This is a genomic window from Roseburia sp. 1XD42-34 (genome assembly GCF_009917385.1).
Taxonomy (GTDB): domain Bacteria; phylum Bacillota; class Bacilli; order Bacillales; family Amphibacillaceae; genus Virgibacillus.
Map to the genome: position 1 here is coordinate 36402 of NZ_QWLJ01000031.1, position 21923 is coordinate 58324.

General features: G+C 35.5%; 13 protein-coding genes, 1 pseudogene and 1 CRISPR repeat array. Of the genes and pseudogenes, 13 read left to right on the plus strand and 1 reads right to left on the minus strand.

The features are described from left to right. The first annotated feature begins 90 nt into the window (after positions 1 to 90). The 5 genes and pseudogenes from D1839_RS14650 (at position 91) to panC (ending at position 8506) form a co-directional block, all read left to right on the plus strand. A complete protein-coding gene (locus D1839_RS14650; protein WP_120380215.1) occupies positions 91 to 1179 on the plus strand; it encodes an NAD/NADP octopine/nopaline dehydrogenase family protein in 1089 nt (362 codons plus the stop codon). Positions 1180 to 3113: 1934 nt separating this feature from the next. Beyond that, positions 3114 to 4109, plus strand: coding sequence for a glycosyltransferase family 2 protein (locus D1839_RS14655; protein ID WP_120380216.1), 996 nt, complete (start codon positions 3114 to 3116; stop codon positions 4107 to 4109). Next, positions 4048 to 4437, plus strand: coding sequence for a GtrA family protein (locus D1839_RS21375; protein ID WP_120380217.1), 390 nt, complete (start codon positions 4048 to 4050; stop codon positions 4435 to 4437). Before D1839_RS14655 ends, D1839_RS21375 begins: the two co-directional genes overlap by 62 nt. Further along, entirely contained in the window at positions 4434 to 7049 is a 2616-nt protein-coding gene (locus D1839_RS14665; RefSeq protein WP_120380218.1) for a YfhO family protein, read from the plus strand. The genes D1839_RS21375 and D1839_RS14665 overlap by 4 nt, the downstream gene beginning before the upstream one ends. 605 nt (positions 7050 to 7654) lie before the next feature. Then, positions 7655 to 8506, plus strand: a pseudogene (gene panC / locus D1839_RS14670) (pantoate--beta-alanine ligase). A 574-nt stretch (positions 8507 to 9080) separates the two neighbouring features. On the opposite strand, the gene D1839_RS14675 reads toward panC, so the two are convergent. Next, positions 9081 to 9509 (minus strand): helix-turn-helix domain-containing protein, encoded by a 429-nt coding sequence (locus tag D1839_RS14675; RefSeq protein ID WP_207710060.1) that lies wholly within the window; start codon positions 9507 to 9509, stop codon positions 9081 to 9083. Positions 9510 to 9792: 283 nt separating this feature from the next. Between D1839_RS14675 and D1839_RS14680 the strand changes: the two genes are divergently transcribed. The 8 genes from D1839_RS14680 (at position 9793) to D1839_RS14715 (ending at position 20498) form a co-directional block, all read left to right on the plus strand. Continuing rightward, the gene (locus D1839_RS14680) at positions 9793 to 11184 is read left to right on the plus strand and encodes a transporter (RefSeq protein ID WP_158589651.1); all 1392 of its coding nucleotides are present in this window, start codon (positions 9793 to 9795) and stop codon (positions 11182 to 11184) included. A gap of 11 nt (positions 11185 to 11195) precedes the next feature. Beyond that, complete coding sequence (locus D1839_RS14685; RefSeq protein WP_120380220.1) at positions 11196 to 13331, plus strand: hydantoinase/oxoprolinase family protein; 2136 nt, start codon at positions 11196 to 11198, stop codon at positions 13329 to 13331. Continuing rightward, entirely contained in the window at positions 13318 to 13962 is a 645-nt protein-coding gene (locus D1839_RS14690) for a hypothetical protein (RefSeq protein WP_120380221.1), read from the plus strand. The genes D1839_RS14685 and D1839_RS14690 overlap by 14 nt, the downstream gene beginning before the upstream one ends. Further along, the gene (locus D1839_RS14695; protein WP_120380222.1) at positions 13943 to 14635 is read left to right on the plus strand and encodes a hypothetical protein; all 693 of its coding nucleotides are present in this window, start codon (positions 13943 to 13945) and stop codon (positions 14633 to 14635) included. The genes D1839_RS14690 and D1839_RS14695 overlap by 20 nt, the downstream gene beginning before the upstream one ends. Positions 14636 to 14645: 10 nt before the next feature. Continuing rightward, complete coding sequence (locus tag D1839_RS14700; protein ID WP_120380223.1) at positions 14646 to 16133, plus strand: DUF4127 family protein; 1488 nt, start codon at positions 14646 to 14648, stop codon at positions 16131 to 16133. Positions 16134 to 16392: 259 nt separating this feature from the next. Next, positions 16393 to 17703, plus strand: coding sequence for a hypothetical protein (locus tag D1839_RS14705; protein ID WP_120380224.1), 1311 nt, complete (start codon positions 16393 to 16395; stop codon positions 17701 to 17703). A gap of 826 nt (positions 17704 to 18529) precedes the next feature. Next, positions 18530 to 18700: a hypothetical protein gene (locus D1839_RS14710; RefSeq protein WP_158589652.1), complete on the plus strand. Its 171-nt coding sequence runs from the start codon at positions 18530 to 18532 to the stop codon at positions 18698 to 18700. 199 nt (positions 18701 to 18899) lie between these two features. Further along, a complete protein-coding gene (locus D1839_RS14715) occupies positions 18900 to 20498 on the plus strand; it encodes an FAD-dependent oxidoreductase (protein WP_120380225.1) in 1599 nt (532 codons plus the stop codon). 1123 nt (positions 20499 to 21621) lie between these two features. Then, positions 21622 to 21922: a CRISPR direct-repeat array (repeat unit 32 nt; unit sequence ATTTCAATCCACGCACCTATACAAGGTGCGAC). Position 21923 lies beyond the last annotated feature (1 nt).

The window sequence follows — 21923 nt, forward strand, 5'->3', positions numbered from 1 at the left end:
TCATAAAAAAATGACGCCGAATAGTTAATTTTTACAGCTAAAACGGAACAGAAAGAGGTTATGAATTAACAAAAAAGGTGGAATATAATTATGAAAATAGCAATCTTAGGTGCGGGACATGCAGGATGTGCAGTCGCAGGTGATTTATCGATCAAAGGTCATGACGTAACTTTGATTAAAACTTCTAATTCCATGCATAATGAAAATTTTAATTATCTGTTAAAAAACAACGGTAAAATTACATTAAGAGAAAATGAAGCAACCAAAACGGCAAAAATAAATAAGATTACAAAAGACTTATCAGAGCTATCAAAAGCAGAGATTATCATTGTTTACATTCAAACAACGTATCATGAGGATTTAATACGCAAAATCAAGGACTATATACAAGACGAACAAATTATTATTTTTAATCCTGGATATTTTTCTACTGCTTATATGCTTAAACATGGTATCACGCATAATATAACCATTGTAGAAGCACAAAGTTCATTTATTGATTGTCGCATTATGGAGCCTGGCGTTATCAATATTGGGTTTCGAAATGTAAGAAACCCTCTAGGTATATATCCAAGTGAGAATGTATCTATTGCGCGAAACAAACTTGAAAATTTAGGATACCCATTTGAATATTTATCATCCACTGTAGAGGCGGCTTTGCATAACCCTAATTTAATTGTTCATACAGTAGGTGCCATCATGAGTATCCCACGTATTGAAAAAACAAACGGAGATTATGTAATGTATTATGAAGTCTTTACCCCTAGCGTGTGGAATATTCTAGAAAAATTAGATGAAGAGAAAATGAATGTATTAGAAAAGCTTGGGTTTGAAAGAATTGCGTATGTGGAAGCATGTAAATACCGAAATTCCTTAGACGATACATTGGATGCCAAGGAAGTATTTTTTAAGTATGCAATGATGCCGAATAGGTCTAAAGGTCCTGTTTCTGTAAAATCTAGATATATCACAGAAGATGTACCAGAAGGATTAGTAATGCTTGAATCGATTGCAAAGCAGTTAGGGATAAAAACACCGGTTTGTACTGCCTTAATTGAAATTGCCTCTGCTGCTTTAGAAAGGGATATGCGCAAGAATGGCAGAACTCCTGAACGTTTAGGAAAGGAAAATATAAAAAAAATTCTAGAGGACAGGAAGCAGAAGGTAGTCGAAGCATAGAAGACTTTTTATGCTTATATACTCCTTCTACAAGGAGTGTCACCACGTTAAACAACTGAAAAACAAGGTTGCAATTACAGGATTTGTCAGATTGTCAAATGCTGTTTTTTAAATACTTGCTTACGATAGATGGGAGGTGAGATGGGAAACTAAAATAAGAAAGAGGAAAAATAAAATTGGTTCCTTTGATAAGGAAGTGGATAGCTATGGATTTGTGCAAACAAAAATAACAGCGGGTATTTTTTGCCCCAATAATTTTTACAAAGCCTTATTAAGCAAATTAGAAAAACTTGGCTAGTCAAGACTAGACTTTAGCGAAAAGAGTAGTTTTTCTTATAATTTAAGTTGCAAATGAATAGAGGCAGCATGTTTTTAGCCATATTTAGATCGATATAATTCATGAAATACTCCATCGGTGTTTTGGAATGTAGAGATTTCCTTGGTATGTTGTTTTATCTGAGTACAACCTTAGAAATATACTCTTGTGACACAGAATAGAAGTCCATTTCTTTTGGCACCCCATCCTTTTTTACAGTCCATTGGAGTGATCATTTAGTCCATTTTAGACACCGGCGTGGAGATAGCGGGTTGAAATCTGAAAAATAAATAACTACACCTTGCTTATTACTCATGGATTTCCGATTTAAAAACGCTTATCCATTGTCGAAATAAGGGTTTTGGTAATGGAACAAACTATGGATTGAGGAATGTTCAATACTAGCCTGTCCCCCAACTGATTTATTTCGAATCCCCATTTTGTTAAACTTTCAACTAATACTTCCCACAATGGTATCTCCTTCTAGATGTCCGGATTTTTTCTTGGAATTTGGACGACCGTGTTCCGAACTTGCTCCGAAAGCTTTATTTTCCTCTTCTTTCCAGTCGCTACGTTGCTAACCGGTCGCTCTCGCCTTTGTTCAAAGATAAGAAAGTATAAAATTTATTACTTGAGCATAACGAAAATAACCGAATAAGCTACATCCGGCTCCAGCGCCCAGCAACTAGGCGACTTCGCGAAATCGCCCTACGATAAGTCATCATCGGTTCGTTACCTCACCGTAATTCCTTTATCTCAGTTGCTTCGCACCAGTCGCTACGTTGCTAGGAGATAGATTTTTTATTTCATCCGATTATGACATTAGGCGTTCAATCATCACGAACGTTTCATTGATGTTGTCCTTTTCGGTATGTGTTCATTGTATTTTTATGGGTCACATTTAGTTTTATTCGCTTGATATTTTAGATAAACGTCTACCATAGTAAGTTCTTCTTTCATTTATCTGATAAGGTAAAATAGTTTTATGGTCGCGCTTTAATTTTTAAAAATTCTTTGGTCGGAAAGATCGAATTCATGCTATTCCTCTATGAATACAAACGCTGTTTTGGGAAGTTGGCGTAGGGTATTGTTAGATACATAAGAGGTTATAGATGAAGTATATCATGGCATTTTTTTTAGTATCTTGCTTATTTTACAATCTACGAATATACTTAAATTGGCAATTAATTACAATTTGGTATACAGAGAGGCGTTTCTTAAGACGATAACCATTTACTAGCTAACTTAACTGTTAATTGTTCGCTAGCGACTAGTAAATTATCCAAGTTATGGCGTTAGTTGGACATAAAATTCTCACTAATCAACAAAACCTTATTAAACTAAGAAAGAGTTCCAAGATTTTTCTGTGATTTCTTGAATAAGAGTTAGTATACGAGTATTATTTATGTAGAAATATGCACTTAATGGGTAACACCGATGTAGGTAGCATGGATGACCAAAACCGGGAGCATATTTTTACGATGAAATTAGTGACCTCGATTGGCTTGCACCATAACTGTAATTAATGGAGCTTCTTAAGAGGAACTACTAAAACATCCCAACAATAAGATGGAAATTAAAAGTTAACAGCTAACAGCACAAAAGAGGTGTCAAAGACATGGAATTAATTTCAATTATTATTCCTACTTATAATGAAGAAGACAATATACAGTTAATTTATGAAAATGTAAAGCGGGAGTTTGATAGATTGGCTTATCATTTTGAAATAATTTTTATTGATGATGCCAGCATGGATAAAACCTTACAGCAAATTAAACAATTAGTTTCCAAAAGCACAAATGTGAGGTACATTTCCTTTTCTAGAAATTTCGGTAAAGAATCCGCAATGTTGGCTGGCTTGCAACATGTACAAGGAGACGCTGTGATCATCATGGATGCCGATCTACAACATCCGCCATCTTTGATTCCTGATCTTGTTAAAGGTTGGGAAGATGGGTACGATCAGGTGATTGCGCGGCGTAATCGTAGTGGTGAACAGCCAATTCGTAAATTTTTATCCTCTAGTTACTATCGGATCATCAACAAGGTGGTAGATGTCAAGTTAGAGGATGGGGTGGGTGATTTTCGTTTGCTAAGCCGACGTGCTGTTCATGCGGTGTTATCTTTAGATGAAGGTGCACGCTTTTCTAAAGGTTTGTTTTCATGGATTGGCATGGCACAGAAAATAGTTGATTATGAGAATGTTCCGCGAAAGAATGGAAAAACAAAATGGTCTTTATTAAAATTGTTAAATTATGGATTAGATGGCGTTGTGTCATTCAATAATCGCCCTTTAAGGATTTGTTTTTATACAGGTGCACTTATCTTATTGCTGTCGATTATATACAGTATTATAATATTTGTGCAAATTTTGCTAAATGGTATTAAAGTACCTGGCTATTTTACGATTATTACTGCTGTTTTAATATTAGGCGGGATTCAGTTGCTAAGTCTTGGTGTGATTGGTGAATATATAGGACGTATATATTATGAAACAAAGAAACGTCCTCAGTACTTAATTCAAGAAACGAATATTAGGAACGGAGAAAACTATGAACGAAACAGGTCGAGAATTTCTAAGATTTATCATCATCGGCGTAATCAATACTATTAATTACTACGCGATTTATCTATTATTACATCTTGTTTTTGATGTTCACTATTTGGCGGCACATATTACAGGGTTTATGGTAAGTTTAGTTGGTTCTTTTTTCTTAAATACTTATTTTACATTTAAAGTAAAGCCTACATGGGGGAAATTTTTGAAATTTCCAATCACTCAGTTATTTAATTTTAGTGTCACATCTCTATTTGTGTTTATTTTTACAGAACTATTCCATGTGGACAGTAAAATCACACCTCTCCTTGCCGTCTTTATTACAGTTCCAATGACCTTTGTGGTAACTGGAAAAATATTAAAAAAAAGAGAGTGCAATAGATGAAGAAACGAAGATTATGGTTTTTCATTATAGGTAGCCTACTTGTATCGGCAGCTACACACTTTTTTTTCTATCAGCAATGGCTTGATAAGCATTGGATGATTGGACCGAATGATGGTCTTTCACAAATTGCTACGTTTAAGAAATTTATTTATGAAAATTATAAAAGTGGTAATTTTTTCTATGCTTGGGATTTTGGCTTAGGTGGGGGTTTTTATAGTCAATTAGCCTATTATTTTTCAACATCCCTTGTTTTTTTAGTGTCGGGTGCTGTTATTTTTATTTTGGATAGCTTTCAATGGGTTGACCCCTCTAATGTTGAGTTTTGGGCCCAATCTAACTTGTTTATCAGCATTCTACGCTTAAGCTTGATCTTATTTATTACATCTTACACGTTTCGATATATGAAAATCCAAGCCTTTCCAGCTTTTACGGGGGCGGTCATCTACGGTTGTTCTGTCATGTACATGCGACATGTTGTTTATTGGGAATTTTTTGCTGACGCATTTATTTGGTTGCCATTAGTTGTTTTAGGATTGGAGAAATTAATCAGAGAAGGAAAGCAAGGTTGGCTGATTTTTACTATGTCTGCCATGCTGATTAGCAATTTCTATTTTTCCTATATCCAACTCGTTTTTTTAATCCTGTATGTTCTTGGTCGCTGGATAATTCCACTTACTGACAATGAGTTATCTAGAATAAAACAATTTAAACTTCTAGTATCAAGTGGATTAATCAGTTTTTGCATTAGCGCAGTGTCGTTTATACCCGCTGTTTATGGATTTTTTAACAATTATCGACCTCCTTATGATCGGGAGATTCCACTGTTTGATTTCATTGATAACATATTATTTGCTAGTCCCTATATTGTGCTACCACCCGTTTTTATGTTATTAATATTTTCCTTTCCTTTGTATCGTAATCGTTTGTTTCGCTTTTTTGCTGTGTTTAGTTTCGTATTGCTTATATTTCACTTAAGCCCTTTGGCAGCTAGCGCTTTTAATGGCTTTTCTGCCCCGCAGTATCGTTTTGAATATCTATTATCCTTTACTATAGGTGGCTGTGTTGCTATTGGCTTGCAGCAATTAAATAAAATAGCTGTGCGTTTTATTTGTGTGGCTTCGTTCATTTCTTTATGTATCTATTTGCTAAGTATCGATTATTTTGATTTCAATATAAAGATTCCTAAACGAGCAGCAACTGAGTTTTCTGCAGTAATGATTACCGTGTTTGCTTTATTTATTATTTTTATTATCTTAATGGTGCTGCATGTTTACTTTCAAAAGAAGATCTTGCTCGTTATTATTCAATCATTTGTCATTTTATGGAGTATAGTCTCAGTAAATACAGCAGCTAAATATGGGATAACAGACAATGGTGGACTGGAAAAAGTAACTTATAATTATTTAAGGAGTGATCAATATAATAGCGCTGAACAACGGAATTTGATTGAACAAGTGAAAAAGCAAGAGCCCGATCCATTGTCCCGAATCGATTGGATGGCACCGACTAGGAATAACACACCGATTGTACAAAATTTTAATGGCACAAGTCTCTATTCAAGTATCATTAACAAAACATTGCTATGGTTTTACTGGAGGGACTTAAAAATAGATACAGGTCGGGAAACTGTAAGTCGCTATGGTACCCTTGGCAATCGTGCGAATTTGCATGCGTTATTGCAAACAACATATTGGATGAGAAAGAAAAGTCAAGAAGCGAATGTACCTTATGGTTTTACAAAGTTTGCTAATTCCAAACAATATGTCGTTTATAAAAATGATTTTTCCCTTCCATTTATCCGCACAGGTAAACATATTTATAGCGAAGAGCAGTTACAATCCGCTTCTGTATTGGAACGTGAACATGCTATGCTTTCAGGAGTTGTGTTTGCAGAAACAGCTGGACAAAAGTTACCTTTGCCAAAGGAGAAAAATGTTATCAAACACGCAAGGATTCAAGGAGTAGGCGCTAATTATAAGAAAAACCAATTATTGGTCGCTCACGATAAGGGGGGCATCGATATTATTCCGGAATCAGTGCAAAAAAACACAAAAGACTTTTATGTAGGCTTCTCTATAAAAAACGTAAATGGTGATAAGTTCGCTTTGAAGGTAAATAACTACCGGACAACTAGAAAAGCAGCTCATTCTATTTATAAAACCAATATAAATGACCTAGTTATTCGTGTTCCAGCTGATGACATCATCTCGATTCGGTTGCCAAAAGGGGAATATGAGCTGAAAAATTTATCGCTTTATGAAGAAGATTATAAGGAATTGCATGAAGCTGTAAAATCTGCTGCTCCTTCCCCATCGTTTACATGGGAAAAAAATAAACTAACCATTGATTACAATAACCAGACAAGTGAGAAGTGGATGGCTTTACCAATTCCTTATGAAAAAGGTTGGAAGCTTTGGATTAATGGCAAAGAACAAGCTATTGAAAAAGCAAATTATGCTTTTATTGGCTTTAAACTGCATAACGGGAAAAATCATATCAAAATGGTATATCATCCTCCTTACTTTTTCCCAGCCCTGACTTTGACGATTATTGGGATTTTTGCTTGGGTTTTGTTGCATCTGCGTAGTAAACGTAAAAAGGCTGGCAGATAAATAACCAATGCGAAGAATCTCATCTTAATGAAAGTTAGTAAACACAGGCTATTTCACAAGAATGGATTCTGGCTACATTTGTTTTAACGTTTTACCGAGGAAAATTCCTGCTGATGTCCTTCTGCGGTGTTTATAAACTTTGACAAAATAACGGGGTACTTGACAGATAATCAAAGCTTGTACGGATGTGAAAAAGTGGAGTTAAGGTTATTTATGGAGTTGCATTCTATTTTAGGGCTATTTCGACACTGAAATGTGGAGGAATAGCCTTTGAAATATCTCGTTATGGTTCGGTTAACAGTTGTTAACGGTAAAAAACTTTACTATTTTTATAATAGATCTGTTTGAGATTGGAAAAAGGGTCTAAATGAATAAAGAACCTTAATAGGATAAGAAACTAACGATTAGATGGTAGTTCCTAGAGCAATGCCAGCCCCACCTATAGGTGCTGGTTTACTGGGAAAGTTAATAAAGAAAACTATCTATAAATGGATCATATTTATGTGGTTTCAACTACCTATGTTCAAACAGAAAATTTCTGAATAAATAATTTACATTGTGAGGAATCCAAGAAAAGGAATGGTTCTATTAGGGAGGGAAATAAAATGGAAATAATTACCGTTAAAGAAGAAATGTGTAAATGGGCAAAACAAGCACAGGAAAGTGGTAAATCAGTTGGTTTTGTTCCGACAATGGGATTTTTACATCAAGGGCATCTTTCACTCGTGCATGCGGCAAAACAAGCCAATGATCACGTAGTCATGAGCATTTTTGTTAACCCACTTCAGTTTGGGAGAGGTGAGGATTATATTACTTACCCTAGAGATGAACAGCGGGATAAAAAATTGGCTGAGGAAGCTGGTGTGGATATATTATTTATGCCTAACGTTGATGAAATGTATCAGAAAAAACAGTCCATAAAGCTGATGGTAACAGAAAAGGTGGATAAGTTGTGTGGGATAAAGCGACCAGGGCATTTCGATGGTGTAGTGACCGTACTGTCGAAGTTTTTTCATCTGATTATGCCCAACCGCGCTTATTTCGGCATAAAAGATGCACAACAGTACGCAATTGTATCAGCTTAGGTAAACGAGTTAGATTTTTCTGTGGAAATTGTTTCAGTGGACACAGTGCGAGAACCCTCTGGGTTAGCTATTAGCTCAAGAAATGATTATTTGACCATTGAGGAAGAAGAGAAAGCACCCGTCTTATATCAAAGTCTACTACTAGGTAAAAAGCTAATCGAGGAAGGAGAGTCTAATGTAACGGATATACTTAAAGCTGTTAGCAGTTATCTAAATAAACAATTGGGGAAAAGCGTAGAAATTGATTATGTTGAGTTATTAAGCTTTCCAGAATTAGAAGAGATCGTTGAGTTACGTGGAAAAGTTATTCTGGCGACAGCGGTTCAATTTTCAAAGGCAAGACTAATAGATAATATCATTGTTGAAAATTAAGTTATCCCCCAGTTTATTTCCTTATAAATGTTGTAGCAACAATGGGATGAAGATGTTCCTAGAAGTTTTGGAGCGAAAGAATAAAATATTCTCTTTTTTAAATACATAGGGAGTGCCAAATCAAGTTAACTTAATTGAAAATCATGTAACACGCCCCTTTGGATAAACGGATTATCCAAAGGGGCGTGTTCTTTATCCTGTATAGGAGAATCCCACTTTAGGAGTTGGTGCATCTGAATTGTAAAATATTTTAAATGAACAAAGGAGCACCTAAATGCTAATTCTTCCCGAGTTTTTTAAGTCTCCCCTTAGAATAAGGACCGTCTGTGTAAGAGATATGAAAACTAACTTACACGGGTTGAAAATCCACTATAGTAAAAGGTTTATCGGTGGGGAACATTTCGCTAAGATTGGAGGATGAAATGTCTATATTAAGTAAGGTAGTCATAATTTCAGAAAGCGTCTGAAACGATAACACTCTATACACTGTCAAGGATTCTAACTCTCATTTAAATAATTTCTTTAAACCGTTATATTACCATATATTAAAAATATACATGCCTTGCTCGTATCCTCATTTCTTTTCTTTTTGAAATTTATTATTGGTAATTTCTTTTGCAAGGCGGATTGATTTTTCTAACGAAAATCGAATATATTGTAGCGTTTCTTCATCCATTGGCTCGCCATCAAATTTTAACCCTTTATTTGCTTTTAATTGTTCTATCGTTCTTTCCAGTTCTCTCGCTATATCTAATTCTTCTTCCTCTGTAAATGGTGAATGAACTTCATTATCTAATAAGTAGTCCACCGTTACATTAAAAAAGTCGGCGATTTTTTTTAATGTTTTTGTATCAGGCTTGCGCTTACCGTTCTCGTACATAGCTATCGTACTTTGCCCGATATTTAATTCCTGGGCTAATTCCTTTTGTGTTTTCTTCCTTTTATGTCTTAGCGCTTTTAATTTATTATGAAATATTTTAATCACACCCTTTTGGCTGAGCATAAGAATACCTGGATTAAGTTGCGATTCTCTATTTCGTGTAACCCAAGTTTTGTACTGCTCATTATAATCAGCAAACTAAAAATTTATAACCACGTGTAAATGCTATCACAACTATGGTGGCAATAAAACTGCTTGACTTATTTTCTTATCTATCTAGATTATAACCTATCTTCATTATGTCGCATCTATCCACAGTTATAATATCACAAAATGTAATAAAGGTGTTGTAAATATCACAAAATGTGATAAAATGAAAACGAATACAAAAAAGGAGAGGAATATAATGGATGTTTTTAAGTTGCTTTTCATTTTTCTTGTTATTATAACGTTTGTTTTTTTGATGATGACGAAACGATTGTCAACTATTATTGCTTTGCCTTCCATGGGGATTATGGTTGCTTTGATTGGAGCGGCTGGAGAATACCCATTATTAGGATTGTTTGATTTTGAGACTGGAAAAGTGGATGAAAATGGTGAAGCAATTGTGCAGGTAGGCATCTTTAATAGCGTTATTTTAAATGGTGTAACCATGCTAGCGGGAGCTATCTCTGCAATTGTTTTTGCAGCTGCATTTGCAAAAATATTAATGAAAACGGGAGTTATTGATACCATCATTAAAAGAGCAGCCGAATTAGCAGGAGATAAACCAAGAGTATTAGCAATCGTTTTTTATATTGCTTGTACGATAGTTTTTACGGCAATTGGAGGGATTGGATCTGTCGTTTTAATTGGAACAATCGTATTACCAATTTTATTAACTGCTGGTATTAAACCAATTCACGCAGCTGTTATCTTTTTATTTGGTTTATCTACTGGAGGTATATTAAATCCAATGAATTATGCTACGTTTATCGCTTTGCTTTCACCGATATATGCTGGCGATTCTAGTAGAGCTCTGCAAGAAATTATTCAACTGTCAGTTCCGGTCTTTATTATCGTTTTTATCATTTCATTCATTTACATATTAATGAATGTACCAAGTAATCAGACAGTCAGAAGAGCTTGGCCTTCTGAACTAGCAAATAATTCTAACAGAAAACAAGTTAGTATATGGGCCATGCTGTCTACCATTATTCCGGTTGTTCTTATATTAGGTGGCACATTTTTGGATTATCCAATACCGGTCGAAGTAGCTCTCGTGATAGCGATTGTTTATACAGTAATTGTCACTAAGCTAAAAAACCCATTCCAAGCAACAACCCAAGCTTTTGTCGAAGGTACAAAAGATATTGCCGGGGTTATCGTATTACTAATAGGCTTAGGAATCTTGATTCAAGGTTTTCAATACCCACCAGTTCTTGATATTATTTCTCAATTTGTAACAAAGGGAGTGCAATTTTTGCAAAACCCGTTTAGTTATGTAATTGGGTTTACATTATTAACCGTTCTTACATTATATAGAGGTCCATTAAATACCTTTGGCATAGGAGGTTCCTTACCAGCATTATTCGCAGCTTCTGGTTTTAGCCCGTTAGCTATTATTTGGGTGTTAAGAGCGGCTGGAAATTTACAAGGATTTGGTGATCCAACTAACTCACACAATATTTGGGTAGCAGATCATGTGAAAGTAGATGTGAATGATATTACGAAGAAGGTCATCCCTTGGGGGATATTAATGAGTTTTCTTATTTTATTATACGCAGTATTGTTTGAAGGATCGACTTTAGGCTTTTAGGAGGACGACTGATGGATAAGCAAGTTCGTATTGGCATAGATGTGGGTGGAACATATACAGATGGTATTGTAATTGATAACCATTCAGGAGAAATCATCGCAAAAGAGAAAGTTCTTACTACACATTACAGCAAAGCTGGTGTTGCAGCAGGTATTACACAGATTCTTAATAAAATTATGACAGAGAACAACATATCGCCACAAGAAGTAGTTTTTATTGCACATGGGACTACACAAGCAACGAATGCTCTATTAGAAGGAGATGTAGCCCCTGTAGGAATCATAGGTATAGGCGAAAGTAAGCGAGCTGAGCAAGAAACAAGGATAGAAAATATCGAATTGGCTCAAGGTAGGTATTTACGAGTAAGTCATGAGTTTATCCATGTAAAAGACTTAAATAACCATACCATCCATGAAGCGATAGATAAATTAATCGAAGCTGGTGCCCAAGTCATCGTAGCATCTGCTGCTTATTCTGTCGAAAACCCGGAATACGAGCTACAAGTTATCGAGTGTGCAAAAGAGCGTGATTTGTATGCTACTGGCGGACATGAAATTAGCGAATTATATGGATTGAGGGTTCGAACGAGAACATCCGTTATTAATGCGTCACTCATACCAAAAATGATGGAAACAGCATATATGACAGAAACAGTTATTAAGGAGGTTGGGATTAAGTCAGAATTGATGATTATGCGTGCTGACGGTGGGGTTATGTCGCTCAAAGAAGTAAGAAAACGCCCCATACTTACTATGTTATCTGGGTTAGCCGCAGGAGTAGCAGGTGCACTTATGTATGGAAAGATAACAGAAGGTATCTTTTTAGAAATTGGTGGTACATCCATAGATATGTCCGTTATTAAAGATGGTAAGGTCATGGTAAAAAATGCTTCTGTTGGGAATTACAAAACATATATCAAATCCCTTGACATCCGAACTTTAGCTGTAGCTGGTGGGACAATGGTTAGAGTGAATGATAACGAGATCGTAGATGTTGGACCTAGATCAGCACATTTAGCTAAAAAAGATTACGAGTGTTTTATTTCAAAAACGCCTCATGAAATAAAAGTGAAACATATTTCGCCAATGAAAGATGATCCAGGTGATTATGCGATAGCTGAAATAGAAGATGGAAGCACTTACGCATTTACCCTTGCAGGTGCAGCAAATGCTCTAGGGATTATCCCAGAGGATGATTATGCTTATGCTTGCGGACAAAATGCGCGGTTGTTCTGGGAGGATCTAGGAAAGAAATACGGAAAAACAAGTAAAGAAATGGCTACTGAAGTATTGAAAAAAGCAAGTGAGAAAGTATGGGCAACCATTGAAGATTTAATGGAGGAATATGAATTAGATAAAGACTTCTTAACATTAATAGGAGGAGGCGGGTCAGCCTCTGTGTTAACAGCCTTTTTAGCAAAACAAAATGGTGTTAAGTATGACATTATCGAAAACGCCCCTTACATTTCAACCATTGGCGTTGCAATGGCTATGGTTCGTGAGCGAATAGAGAGGTCGGTCGTAAACCCAAATACAGATGATATTAAAAAAATACGACACGATATTTTAAACAAAATAGTTAGTATGGGAGCCCTTGAAGAAACTGTAGAAATATCAGTTGAAGTCGATACCCAGAAACATATTTTAATAGCGACTGCCATGGGAGCAACTGAATTTAAGCAACAAGACCTTTTTACCATTAAATTAGCTGAGGAAGAGATTCAATCAAAAGTAGCTGAAGCTATGGGAGTCGATACAAGTAATCTAGTAAAAGTAGGAAAAGCCGGTAATTTCTATGGTTATAGCGTAGAAATGAAATCAAAAGGATGGCTTCATTTATTTAATAAAAAGAAAAAAATAATGGTCATTGTCAATAACGAAGGGGTTATTTTGCAGCGAAAAACCGATAGCTTTATAGCAGTAACCACAAAAGGAGAATTGCGTGAAACGCTAAAAAATGTAACAGAGGAACATTCCTCCTATTCTGTCTCAGGGCAAACTATTCCAAGCGTTTATTTGTATTGTAAAGGACGTACCTTTGATTATAGTGGTCTCGTATCTGTGAAGCAAATTCTTCCTATCATTGATATCGACTTTAATTATATGGAAAACAATGAGAAGGTGATGATCCTACTTGTTAAGAAATAATGTAGACCATGTTTATAGTTGGATAGGCGGAATAGATCATCATTTGTTATTCCATACTTTAGAGTTTTTTAACAACTCTCAGCGTACACATATTTCTTATGAAGATGTACGAAAAGAAATTAATAGAATGAAAAAAATGGTTACAACTATTCCTTATCGTATACCAAATATTATTAAAGATTATCATATAAAGGTGGAAATGGACGATAATCAACAAATGGCTGAATTATATCATTCTCTATATGTGAATGATCAATTAAACAAAAAAATAATCATATACAGCGAATGGATTCAACCATTGAAGATAGCAGAGTTAGATTTAGATTTATCCAAAGAAACTATCTATTACATGCATCTTGCTCATGAATGTTTTCACGTATTAGAGGATTACGGTTTAGTACCTGTAGTAGGGAAGAATAATAAGAATTTGGAGAGAGCAAGGAGTGAAGTTGGGGCACATATTTTCGTCACCGAATATTTAAACTTACCTATCCACCCTAGATTAATTGGATACTTAATCGCTATTGAAAAAGGGTGGCTAAGTAGGAATGAGTTTGTAATTATGATGGAACAGAACATTTCAAAACTAACAGAAAAGGGCGTGGCAATGAATGATTTCTTTATACGATAAAATTACAAAGCAAAAAATGACTCTAATTAGTAGCTTACCGAAAAATGACTGTAAATTAGCAAAGGCTGCTTGGGAAAATGGTGCTGATGCTATCAAGGTACACATTAATGTTTCTCATAGAGCAAGTGGGACGATGTTTCATTCCTTTGATGAAGAAAAGGAAACATTACTGCAAATTGTTGATGAATCACCTGTTCCAGTTGGAATCGTACTTGGTGCAGATACACATTCCGTATTAAAGGATTATCCTAAAATATTGGATCACCCATTTGACTTTATATCGCTCTATATACACCATACGCCACCTCGCCTTTTAATGGACCATAAGCATACTACTACTATGCTTGCATGTGATTATTCTTACCATATCAGTGAAATGGAGTATATAAAAGATTTGCACCCTCAATTGCTGGAGGCCTCTATCGTTTCACCTGAGTTATATGGCGAGCCTTTAAATAGTAGAGATTTATTACAGTATAGGAGACTAGTCAAAACGACTGAACTACCTGTGATCGTACCCTCGCAGAAAAAAATTCAAGTCGGTGATATTACAAGCTTAGCAGCTGTCGGAGTAAAAGGAATAATGTTAGGTGCTGTAGTTACCGGAGATACAGAAGAAACGATCAAGGAAAGCATGACATTATTTAGAGAGAAAATAAGCAAGCTTAAGTGAGGTGAAGATAATGAGAATTGGAGTCCTACCAGTTGATAGTCGACCATGTAATCAAAGTTTTGTGGCAGATTTAGGCAACATATATGGACAAATTGAGATAGATACACTGCCAAAAAAAGATTGTGGTTATTTTATGGAAGGTGCGAATCCAGAAGTAGTTAGGGATTTTTTAATGAATGGAGCACCCCAATGGGACTATCTTTTGTTATCTGTTGATATGTTATGCTATGGCGGGTTAATACAAGCTAGAAGCATTTCTTTAGAAACGGACCAAAATTATGAGGAAAATAGATTATTACTTTTAAAAGAGCTTAAATCGATTAATCCGCAGTTGAAAATTCTTGGGTTTAGCGTTATTATGCGTCTTTCCATAACAGCGTCATCATCGGATTATTTAGAACACTGGAAAAATATAGCTTCTTATAGTAAGTATGCACATTTAGCTAAATTAAATCACAAAAAATATGCAGACATTCTTCAAGAATACAAACGAAAGATTCCCCAAGATTTGCTCAGAAATTATTTGGCTGCTCGTGAAAGAAACCACCTTATTAATCAAAAATGTATTGATTACGTGAATGAAAACATTATTGATTATTTAGATCTTTGTCAGGAGGATTCTGAAGCTGATGGGTTGCAAATAATTGAACAGACAGCGTTAAGAGAAAAAATAACGAAACTAGACCTTGGAAATAAAGTAGTAATAAAGAATGGTACAGATGAAGAAGTTAGTTTACTATTTGCTAGATGCATTAATGAAAATGCAAAAGCAAAACCAAACATATATGTGCATTATATGCGAAAAAAGAATGATTTTGTTGCGCTTTATGAAGATCGTCCACTCATTGAAAATCTAGAAAAAAGTATGGTTAGTAGTAATGTCCAGATTGTGTCCAACATTGCTGCATGTGATTTTGTTTTACTCGTATCTCCATTTCCAGACAAACAAATGGATTTAATGTTTGATAACGATAATGAACTGGAATTATCTAAGCAAATGCTGTATGAATTAGAAACGATAAAGGGCTATCCATATGCATTTCTTGATATAACGTATGCTAATGGTGGAAGTTTAGCTTTACTAAGTAACATAATATCAGTTTTGGGGATTGAAAAGTTATCAGCCTATTCAGCTTGGAACACAGCTTCCAATTCTATCGGGACGGTTCTAGGTCAACTTTCCGCTTTGTATCAAAGAGGAGAAGAGGCTGATCCGACAGCAAATCTATCATTCTTAATAGAAAGGATCATAGATGACTGCTTTTACCAAGGAGTTGTTAGAAATGTATTAAACAATCAATTGAAACGTGAAGGTGAGGATGTTTGGAATTTTTCTCTTCCAAAGCGTACTGTTGAAGAAAAGTTATTGCCTTTATTAAACAAAACAACGGACACATTTTTAGAAAAATATTATCCCGAGCTAAATGTAGGTTTAACAGCTTCCTTTCCTTGGAATCGAACATTTGAATTAGATGTAAATGTAACCATTAAGAAATGATATGAACAGCGGGTGTAGAATTTGTAATAACTATCGAAGTTGTTGTGGTGAAACAAACTTTGCTTCGTTTCTTCTTAAATAGTCAAACAGCTTCATCGTAAGTTTACTAGGAAAATATTAGTGTCGTGGAACTAGGATACGCTATATTATTTCATTCAATTGGTACAACATCCAAAAAAGTATGCACATGCAAATAAAGATTTTATAACTGTTGGTAGAAAATTTTGATTAATTTCATATTTTGCAAGGAGGACCTTGAATGTTTAAAAAAGTGTTTTGGTTTACAACGATTATGTTGCTGTTTACAACAACAGTGGTGGATGCTTCGAATTTTCTGAATTCGGATATCCCAGATGAAGTAAAGTCGGAAAACGATGCTGATTATGAGCTGCAATACAGCATTGTTATTGAAAATGTTAAAAATGGCAATATTTTTCAAATGATGCCTGACGGAGAGGAGAAAAAGCTGGGAAATGTACTTGTACCTGCAAATACAACATATACTGCATCTGATGGATTCTGGGCTGCCCAGTATTCCAGATCGATATTTCATTCATCAGCAAATGTGACAGCTACAGGAGTTAACGCCATGCACCTGAGAGTAGCCCCAGATGATATGTATGATCCTGAGCAGGCTCAAAAAGGTCGGTATGAAGTTTGGAAACCGCAATTGATCTCTCTGCTTCCAGACAGGGAATATGACAAAGCAGGTCCAGGGCCTCATCCAGGGCGTATTTCCACAGATATTCCAGGAGGGAAAAAATTGTTTGGTGGGGCGTCTTCTGCTTATGTAGGATCACCTATATCATATTTAACAGAAGATGGTAATTGGAAGGATATAGAGAATTACTATGCTGAGAATGATATAGATTCTGCTCCGGAAAATTTAAAAATTGATGTTTACAAGCCATCTACTGAACACGGAACCCCTACTTCGATCATTTTTGAAAATGAAGTGGGAGGAGATGTGGTTTTGAATTACAGTTCATCTTATTGTAAAACGATAGCGACTGTGATACAACGTGTAGAGGGAACTGGAAGATTCGGTGGTTCTGAGTATGCCGACACTGGTTTTGTACGGGCAAATCATGGGGGAGTGATTGATCTGTCCACATCCCCTTATGTAGGATTCACTTGGGACGCAGAGCTGAGAGGGGGCTTTCAAATTGTTCCTTCTAATCACGCTGTGTATTCACGCCATTTCCTTGATTTGAATTATATTGATCGACCGCAGTATATGATTGTTGCTCATAAAGGTGCTGAAAGAGACCAGCTTTACGACCCTGTGTACTTTGATGAGGAAGAAGGACTATCGTACGATCCTCATTTTGAAGCAGTAGCTCCTCTTTTCGCTAATTATATTAAACCAAAGCATGTGACAAATCACGATATGCTGCCACCAGCAGCTAATAAGGTCCAGATACCCGAACGAACAAAAAAAGGGCAGTCCACAAGATTTGAATTATCTTACGACGGGGGAGAAACGTGGCATGATCCAGAACCGGCAGTAGGTATACATGATGACAATTTAATTGGTGTTACCCATATTAAATTACATCTTGAATACTAATCTAAAAACTGAAAGAGAATGAGGCTGTATATGGTTTCATTCTCTTCTCATGCAGAACACGATGGGAGGATTTTGTAGGTCTAAAAGCATTCATGCTTTTGGAAAAGTTGATCAAGAAATAGTTTAATAAAACATTTAGTAAGAGATCGTTAATATTTAAACTATACCATCTCCTGCATTTTACGACGAAAGACAACAAAAATAGATATGTAATTTGAAAAAATTTGGGCGCTTTAAACTAATAAAACTAGTTGACCTCTCAGCATAGAAGAATGTTTTATCATTGGTTTAAAAATCTTCTATAATGTCTTGAAACAAATTATAAGTGGTGCAGACATTGAAAAACTTAAAAAATTATTAACTGAAAATAAAATATCACTAATTATTAGTTTACCATCTAAATATGGATGCTGCTTAATACAGCCATCTGCGGTGGGACCGATGCTGTAAAAGTGCATATCAATCAATGTAGATCATAGAGCGAGTGGGAATAAGTTTGTTTCATTAGAAGATAATATGAGATTTTTTGAGCCATTAACGGAAGAATTAAATGGACCAATTGGTATTGTTCCGTGGAAGTTTAGAGCAAGGTGCAGGAAAACAAACTAAAAAAACTAGAAAATATGAGGTTTAATTATTATTCTATTTATTTAAATCATATGCCTACTTTTATGCTGGATTTAAAGATGGAAAAAACAGTAGCAGGTAACGAAACATTCGTTTAGTAACTTTTAAAGCACTTAATTTTTCTTCTGGGCAAGAATATAGAAGAGGTTTAAATGATAGTGATTTATTAAATTATCAATCTATCGCAAGCACTTTAGATATGTCGGTTATTGTGCCAAACCAGAGGAAATTACAACCTGAGGATGTTCGTCATTTAGCTAACACAGGAATAAAAGCTATTATGATTGGTGCGGTGGTTACAGGAGACGAAGTAGAGTCGCTTGAATGGGCAATAAGTGAATTTAAGAAAGCTATGAAGCAGTTACGTTAAAGTATTCGTCATGAATTCTTATTACCATTTGGAAGACAAAGTTTGACAATGCTTCTTTAGACTATACAAAGTAAAATTATTATGTAAGGGTCACCGTTATGAAGAATGGTATGCAGGCATTAAATGAGGTAGGTACGTTACTTTTACCAAAAATATTATCAAGTTGCTATTTAAAAATAGCTGTGGGAGGTTATTAAACATGAATTTCCAAAAATTAAAGTATTATGATCCAGTTAAGAAGAGCGAGCCTGAGATTATTGAGAATGATTTAATTGTTTATGGAGCTACACCAGCTGGTATTACGTCAGCTATTCAGGCAAAAAAAATGGGGTTAACCGTAGCGATAGCTGAGTTTGGTAGACATATTGGCGGGATAACTGCTAGTGGATTAGGAGCTACAGATATTGGGGCAAAAGAAGCTATTGGTGGGCTTTCAAGAGAGTTTTATAAAAGATTAGGTACGTACTATGGAGTGGAGGAACAGTGGACGTTTGAACCAAAGGCTGCCAAAGCTGTATTTGAACATTGGCTAAAAGAACATGACATTAAAGTTTATTTCCAACAGCATCTTGATAAAGTATATTCAGAAGATGGGGCAATAAAAGAAATTACCATGGAAAATGGCAATGTGTTTAAAGGAAGTTATTACATTGATACCAGCTATGAAGGGGATCTAATGGCGAAAGCTGGGGTATCTTATTTTGTAGGCAGAGAATCGAATGCGACATATAAAGAAAAATATAATGGAATTCATTTTGGTACACCATACCATATGTTTGAAAGATGGGTTGATCCTTATGTGATAGAAGGGGACCCAGAAAGTGGAGTTTTACCTGGAATTACTGAAACATCTTATGAAACATTAGGCTATCAAGGACAAGGGGATAAACGAATCCAAGCATATAATTTTAGGGTTTGCTTGACGAAGGATGAGCACAATAAAGTACCATTCCCGAAGCCGTCTCATTATGATTCAGAGCGATATATTTTATTATTACGCTATATTTATGCAGGTGTTTGGGATGCGATGAACTTGCATATCATGCTGCCGAATGGAAAAACAGATTTAAATAATTTTGGCGCGTTTTCAAGCGATAATATTGGCATGAATTATGAGTGGCCAGAAGGTAGTTATGAAGTAAGAGAACGAATATTTCAAGATCATGTTACCTATAATCTTGGAATGCTGTACTTCCTAGCAAATGATAAGCGAGTTCCGAAGTATATAAGAGAGGAAGTTTCTGAATGGGGACTAGCTAAGGATGAATTTGAAGAAACAGGCCATTGGCCGCATCAACTATACATCCGAGAAGGGAGAAGAATGATCTCGGATTATGTGATGACGGATAACAATAGTCTTGGCTATGTAACTGTAGACGATTCGATTGGTCTAGCATCTTACCAAATGGACTCGCATCATTGTAGAAGAGTTATTATTGATGGACGTTGCTATAATGAAGGAGATGTAGAAATTCCCATCTCTCCTTATCCGATTTCCTACCGAGCTATTCGCCCTAGGCGTGAGGAATGTACCAATTTATTAGTACCTTTATGTCTTTCCAGTTCACATATTGCTTATGGTTCCATTAGAATGGAACCAGTTTTCATGATACTTGGACAATCTGCTGGTGTTGCTGCTGCCTTAGCGCATAAAAATAACTCTTCTGTCCAAGATGTGGATTATAAGGAATTAAAAGAAGTATTGTTAGAGGAAAACCAAGTGTTGGAATGGGATGATTCGATTGAGGATGATCCTGTTGAAAGAATGAAGTCAACATTCGGTATAGGAGCAGAGTAATTTGTTAGTTGTTAGTAAGAAACATTATGGGGTGAGAAAAACTCTACCAACAATATTTTAAAAATATAATACATTAACACAACCTGTTATTCCAAGAAAAATAATTATACTAATTTAATTGTTCTTGGATAACAGGTTTTTGCCTTAGACGAAAGAAATAAAATAAAATCATTTGTAAACCGTTAAAATACTTGTTACGGTATCGCTGATTCTACCACTCGTATTTCCTATAGGTAGCAAAGTTTCAGCTGAAAATAAAAATAATGATTTAACCAATTTTCTAATGGTGTCTCTTAGACGACAGACTAGTCAATTTATACTTTCCACTATAATAGCAAAATTAGCAGGATTAATGTTTTAAGACCTCCAGAGAAATGATTATTATAACACACCAGAACTGATGACAAAAAGGACTGTGACGCAGTCGGTGTTTTGGAAGCCATTTTCGGCTATGGTCCCAAAAACTCTGCCTTAGTAAATGTTAATATGTCACGTTACTCAAATGAATTAACTGAATTCATTAGAGGATTGAGGATAGGGATTAATGAATTCTTTCATAATGTAGAATCAGGTGTTGAAGAGCCCGTCATTAAATTGATTGAAATCACTGGAAAAAGAGGGAATCATAATTGGAAAAGTCAAGATTCTAACACTTGTTCATGCTAAATACGACGAAAGATTATAATTATATCCGGGTCAAGCCCTATTCATCATGGAACTTTAATTGAAAACAAAAGGATTTTGGTGGATTTCCGCTTTCTCTTAAAGGTATGTGAAATTCCATCAGCAGTTGATTTTGTGTGTGCTCAACAATTTCTTTTAGGTTCAACCTTAAATTTAAAGAAACTTTAATCTTGTAGATGTTTTAATAACAACGACAATTCCTTACCCTGAACTAATGATTCGTCTTACGGGTCTTTTTAATTTGTCTGGTTTTGCCCGCTGTTAGTGTACCATCGGATTTGTCAATTGTCAGTCTTTCTGTTGGCAACAAATTACTGACCCACTTTTTAAAAATAGCATATGTACTTGAAAACAATTACCCGAATTTTATCAGACACTTCCTGAAATTGTACGGAAGGGGTGACTAGAAACGCATGGGTACATGTTTTGGGCAGAATGAATTTCGATCCACGCACCTATACAAGGTGCGACACCGAATTATTACCGTAATGACGCCCAATTGGACGCGATTTCAATCCACGCACCTATACAAGGTGCGACTGGTCGCGATGTGTTTTTCGGGCTGGACTTGTCCAATTTCAATCCACGCACCTATACAAGGTGCGACCTGGAAGGTTGTCATATTCACTTTCTTCAAAGTCTGATTTCAATCCACGCACCTATACAAGGTGCGACTTTTTCTTCATTTCCAATAAATCTGCATCCAATATTTCAATCCACGCACCTATACAAGGTGCGACA

Coding starts and splice junctions, on each gene's coding strand:
- D1839_RS14650 (WP_120380215.1), top strand. CDS start 91: ATGAAAATAGCAATCTTAGGTGCGGGACATGCAGGATGTGCAGTCGCA.
- D1839_RS14655 (WP_120380216.1), top strand. CDS start 3,114: ATGGAATTAATTTCAATTATTATTCCTACTTATAATGAAGAAGACAAT.
- D1839_RS21375 (WP_120380217.1), top strand. CDS start 4,048: ATGAACGAAACAGGTCGAGAATTTCTAAGATTTATCATCATCGGCGTA.
- D1839_RS14665 (WP_120380218.1), top strand. CDS start 4,434: ATGAAGAAACGAAGATTATGGTTTTTCATTATAGGTAGCCTACTTGTA.
- D1839_RS14675 (WP_207710060.1), bottom strand. CDS start 9,509: ATGCTCAGCCAAAAGGGTGTGATTAAAATATTTCATAATAAATTAAAA.
- D1839_RS14680 (WP_158589651.1), top strand. CDS start 9,793: ATGGATGTTTTTAAGTTGCTTTTCATTTTTCTTGTTATTATAACGTTT.
- D1839_RS14685 (WP_120380220.1), top strand. CDS start 11,196: ATGGATAAGCAAGTTCGTATTGGCATAGATGTGGGTGGAACATATACA.
- D1839_RS14695 (WP_120380222.1), top strand. CDS start 13,943: ATGATTTCTTTATACGATAAAATTACAAAGCAAAAAATGACTCTAATT.
- D1839_RS14700 (WP_120380223.1), top strand. CDS start 14,646: ATGAGAATTGGAGTCCTACCAGTTGATAGTCGACCATGTAATCAAAGT.
- D1839_RS14705 (WP_120380224.1), top strand. CDS start 16,393: ATGTTTAAAAAAGTGTTTTGGTTTACAACGATTATGTTGCTGTTTACA.
- D1839_RS14710 (WP_158589652.1), top strand. CDS start 18,530: ATGTCGGTTATTGTGCCAAACCAGAGGAAATTACAACCTGAGGATGTT.
- D1839_RS14715 (WP_120380225.1), top strand. CDS start 18,900: ATGAATTTCCAAAAATTAAAGTATTATGATCCAGTTAAGAAGAGCGAG.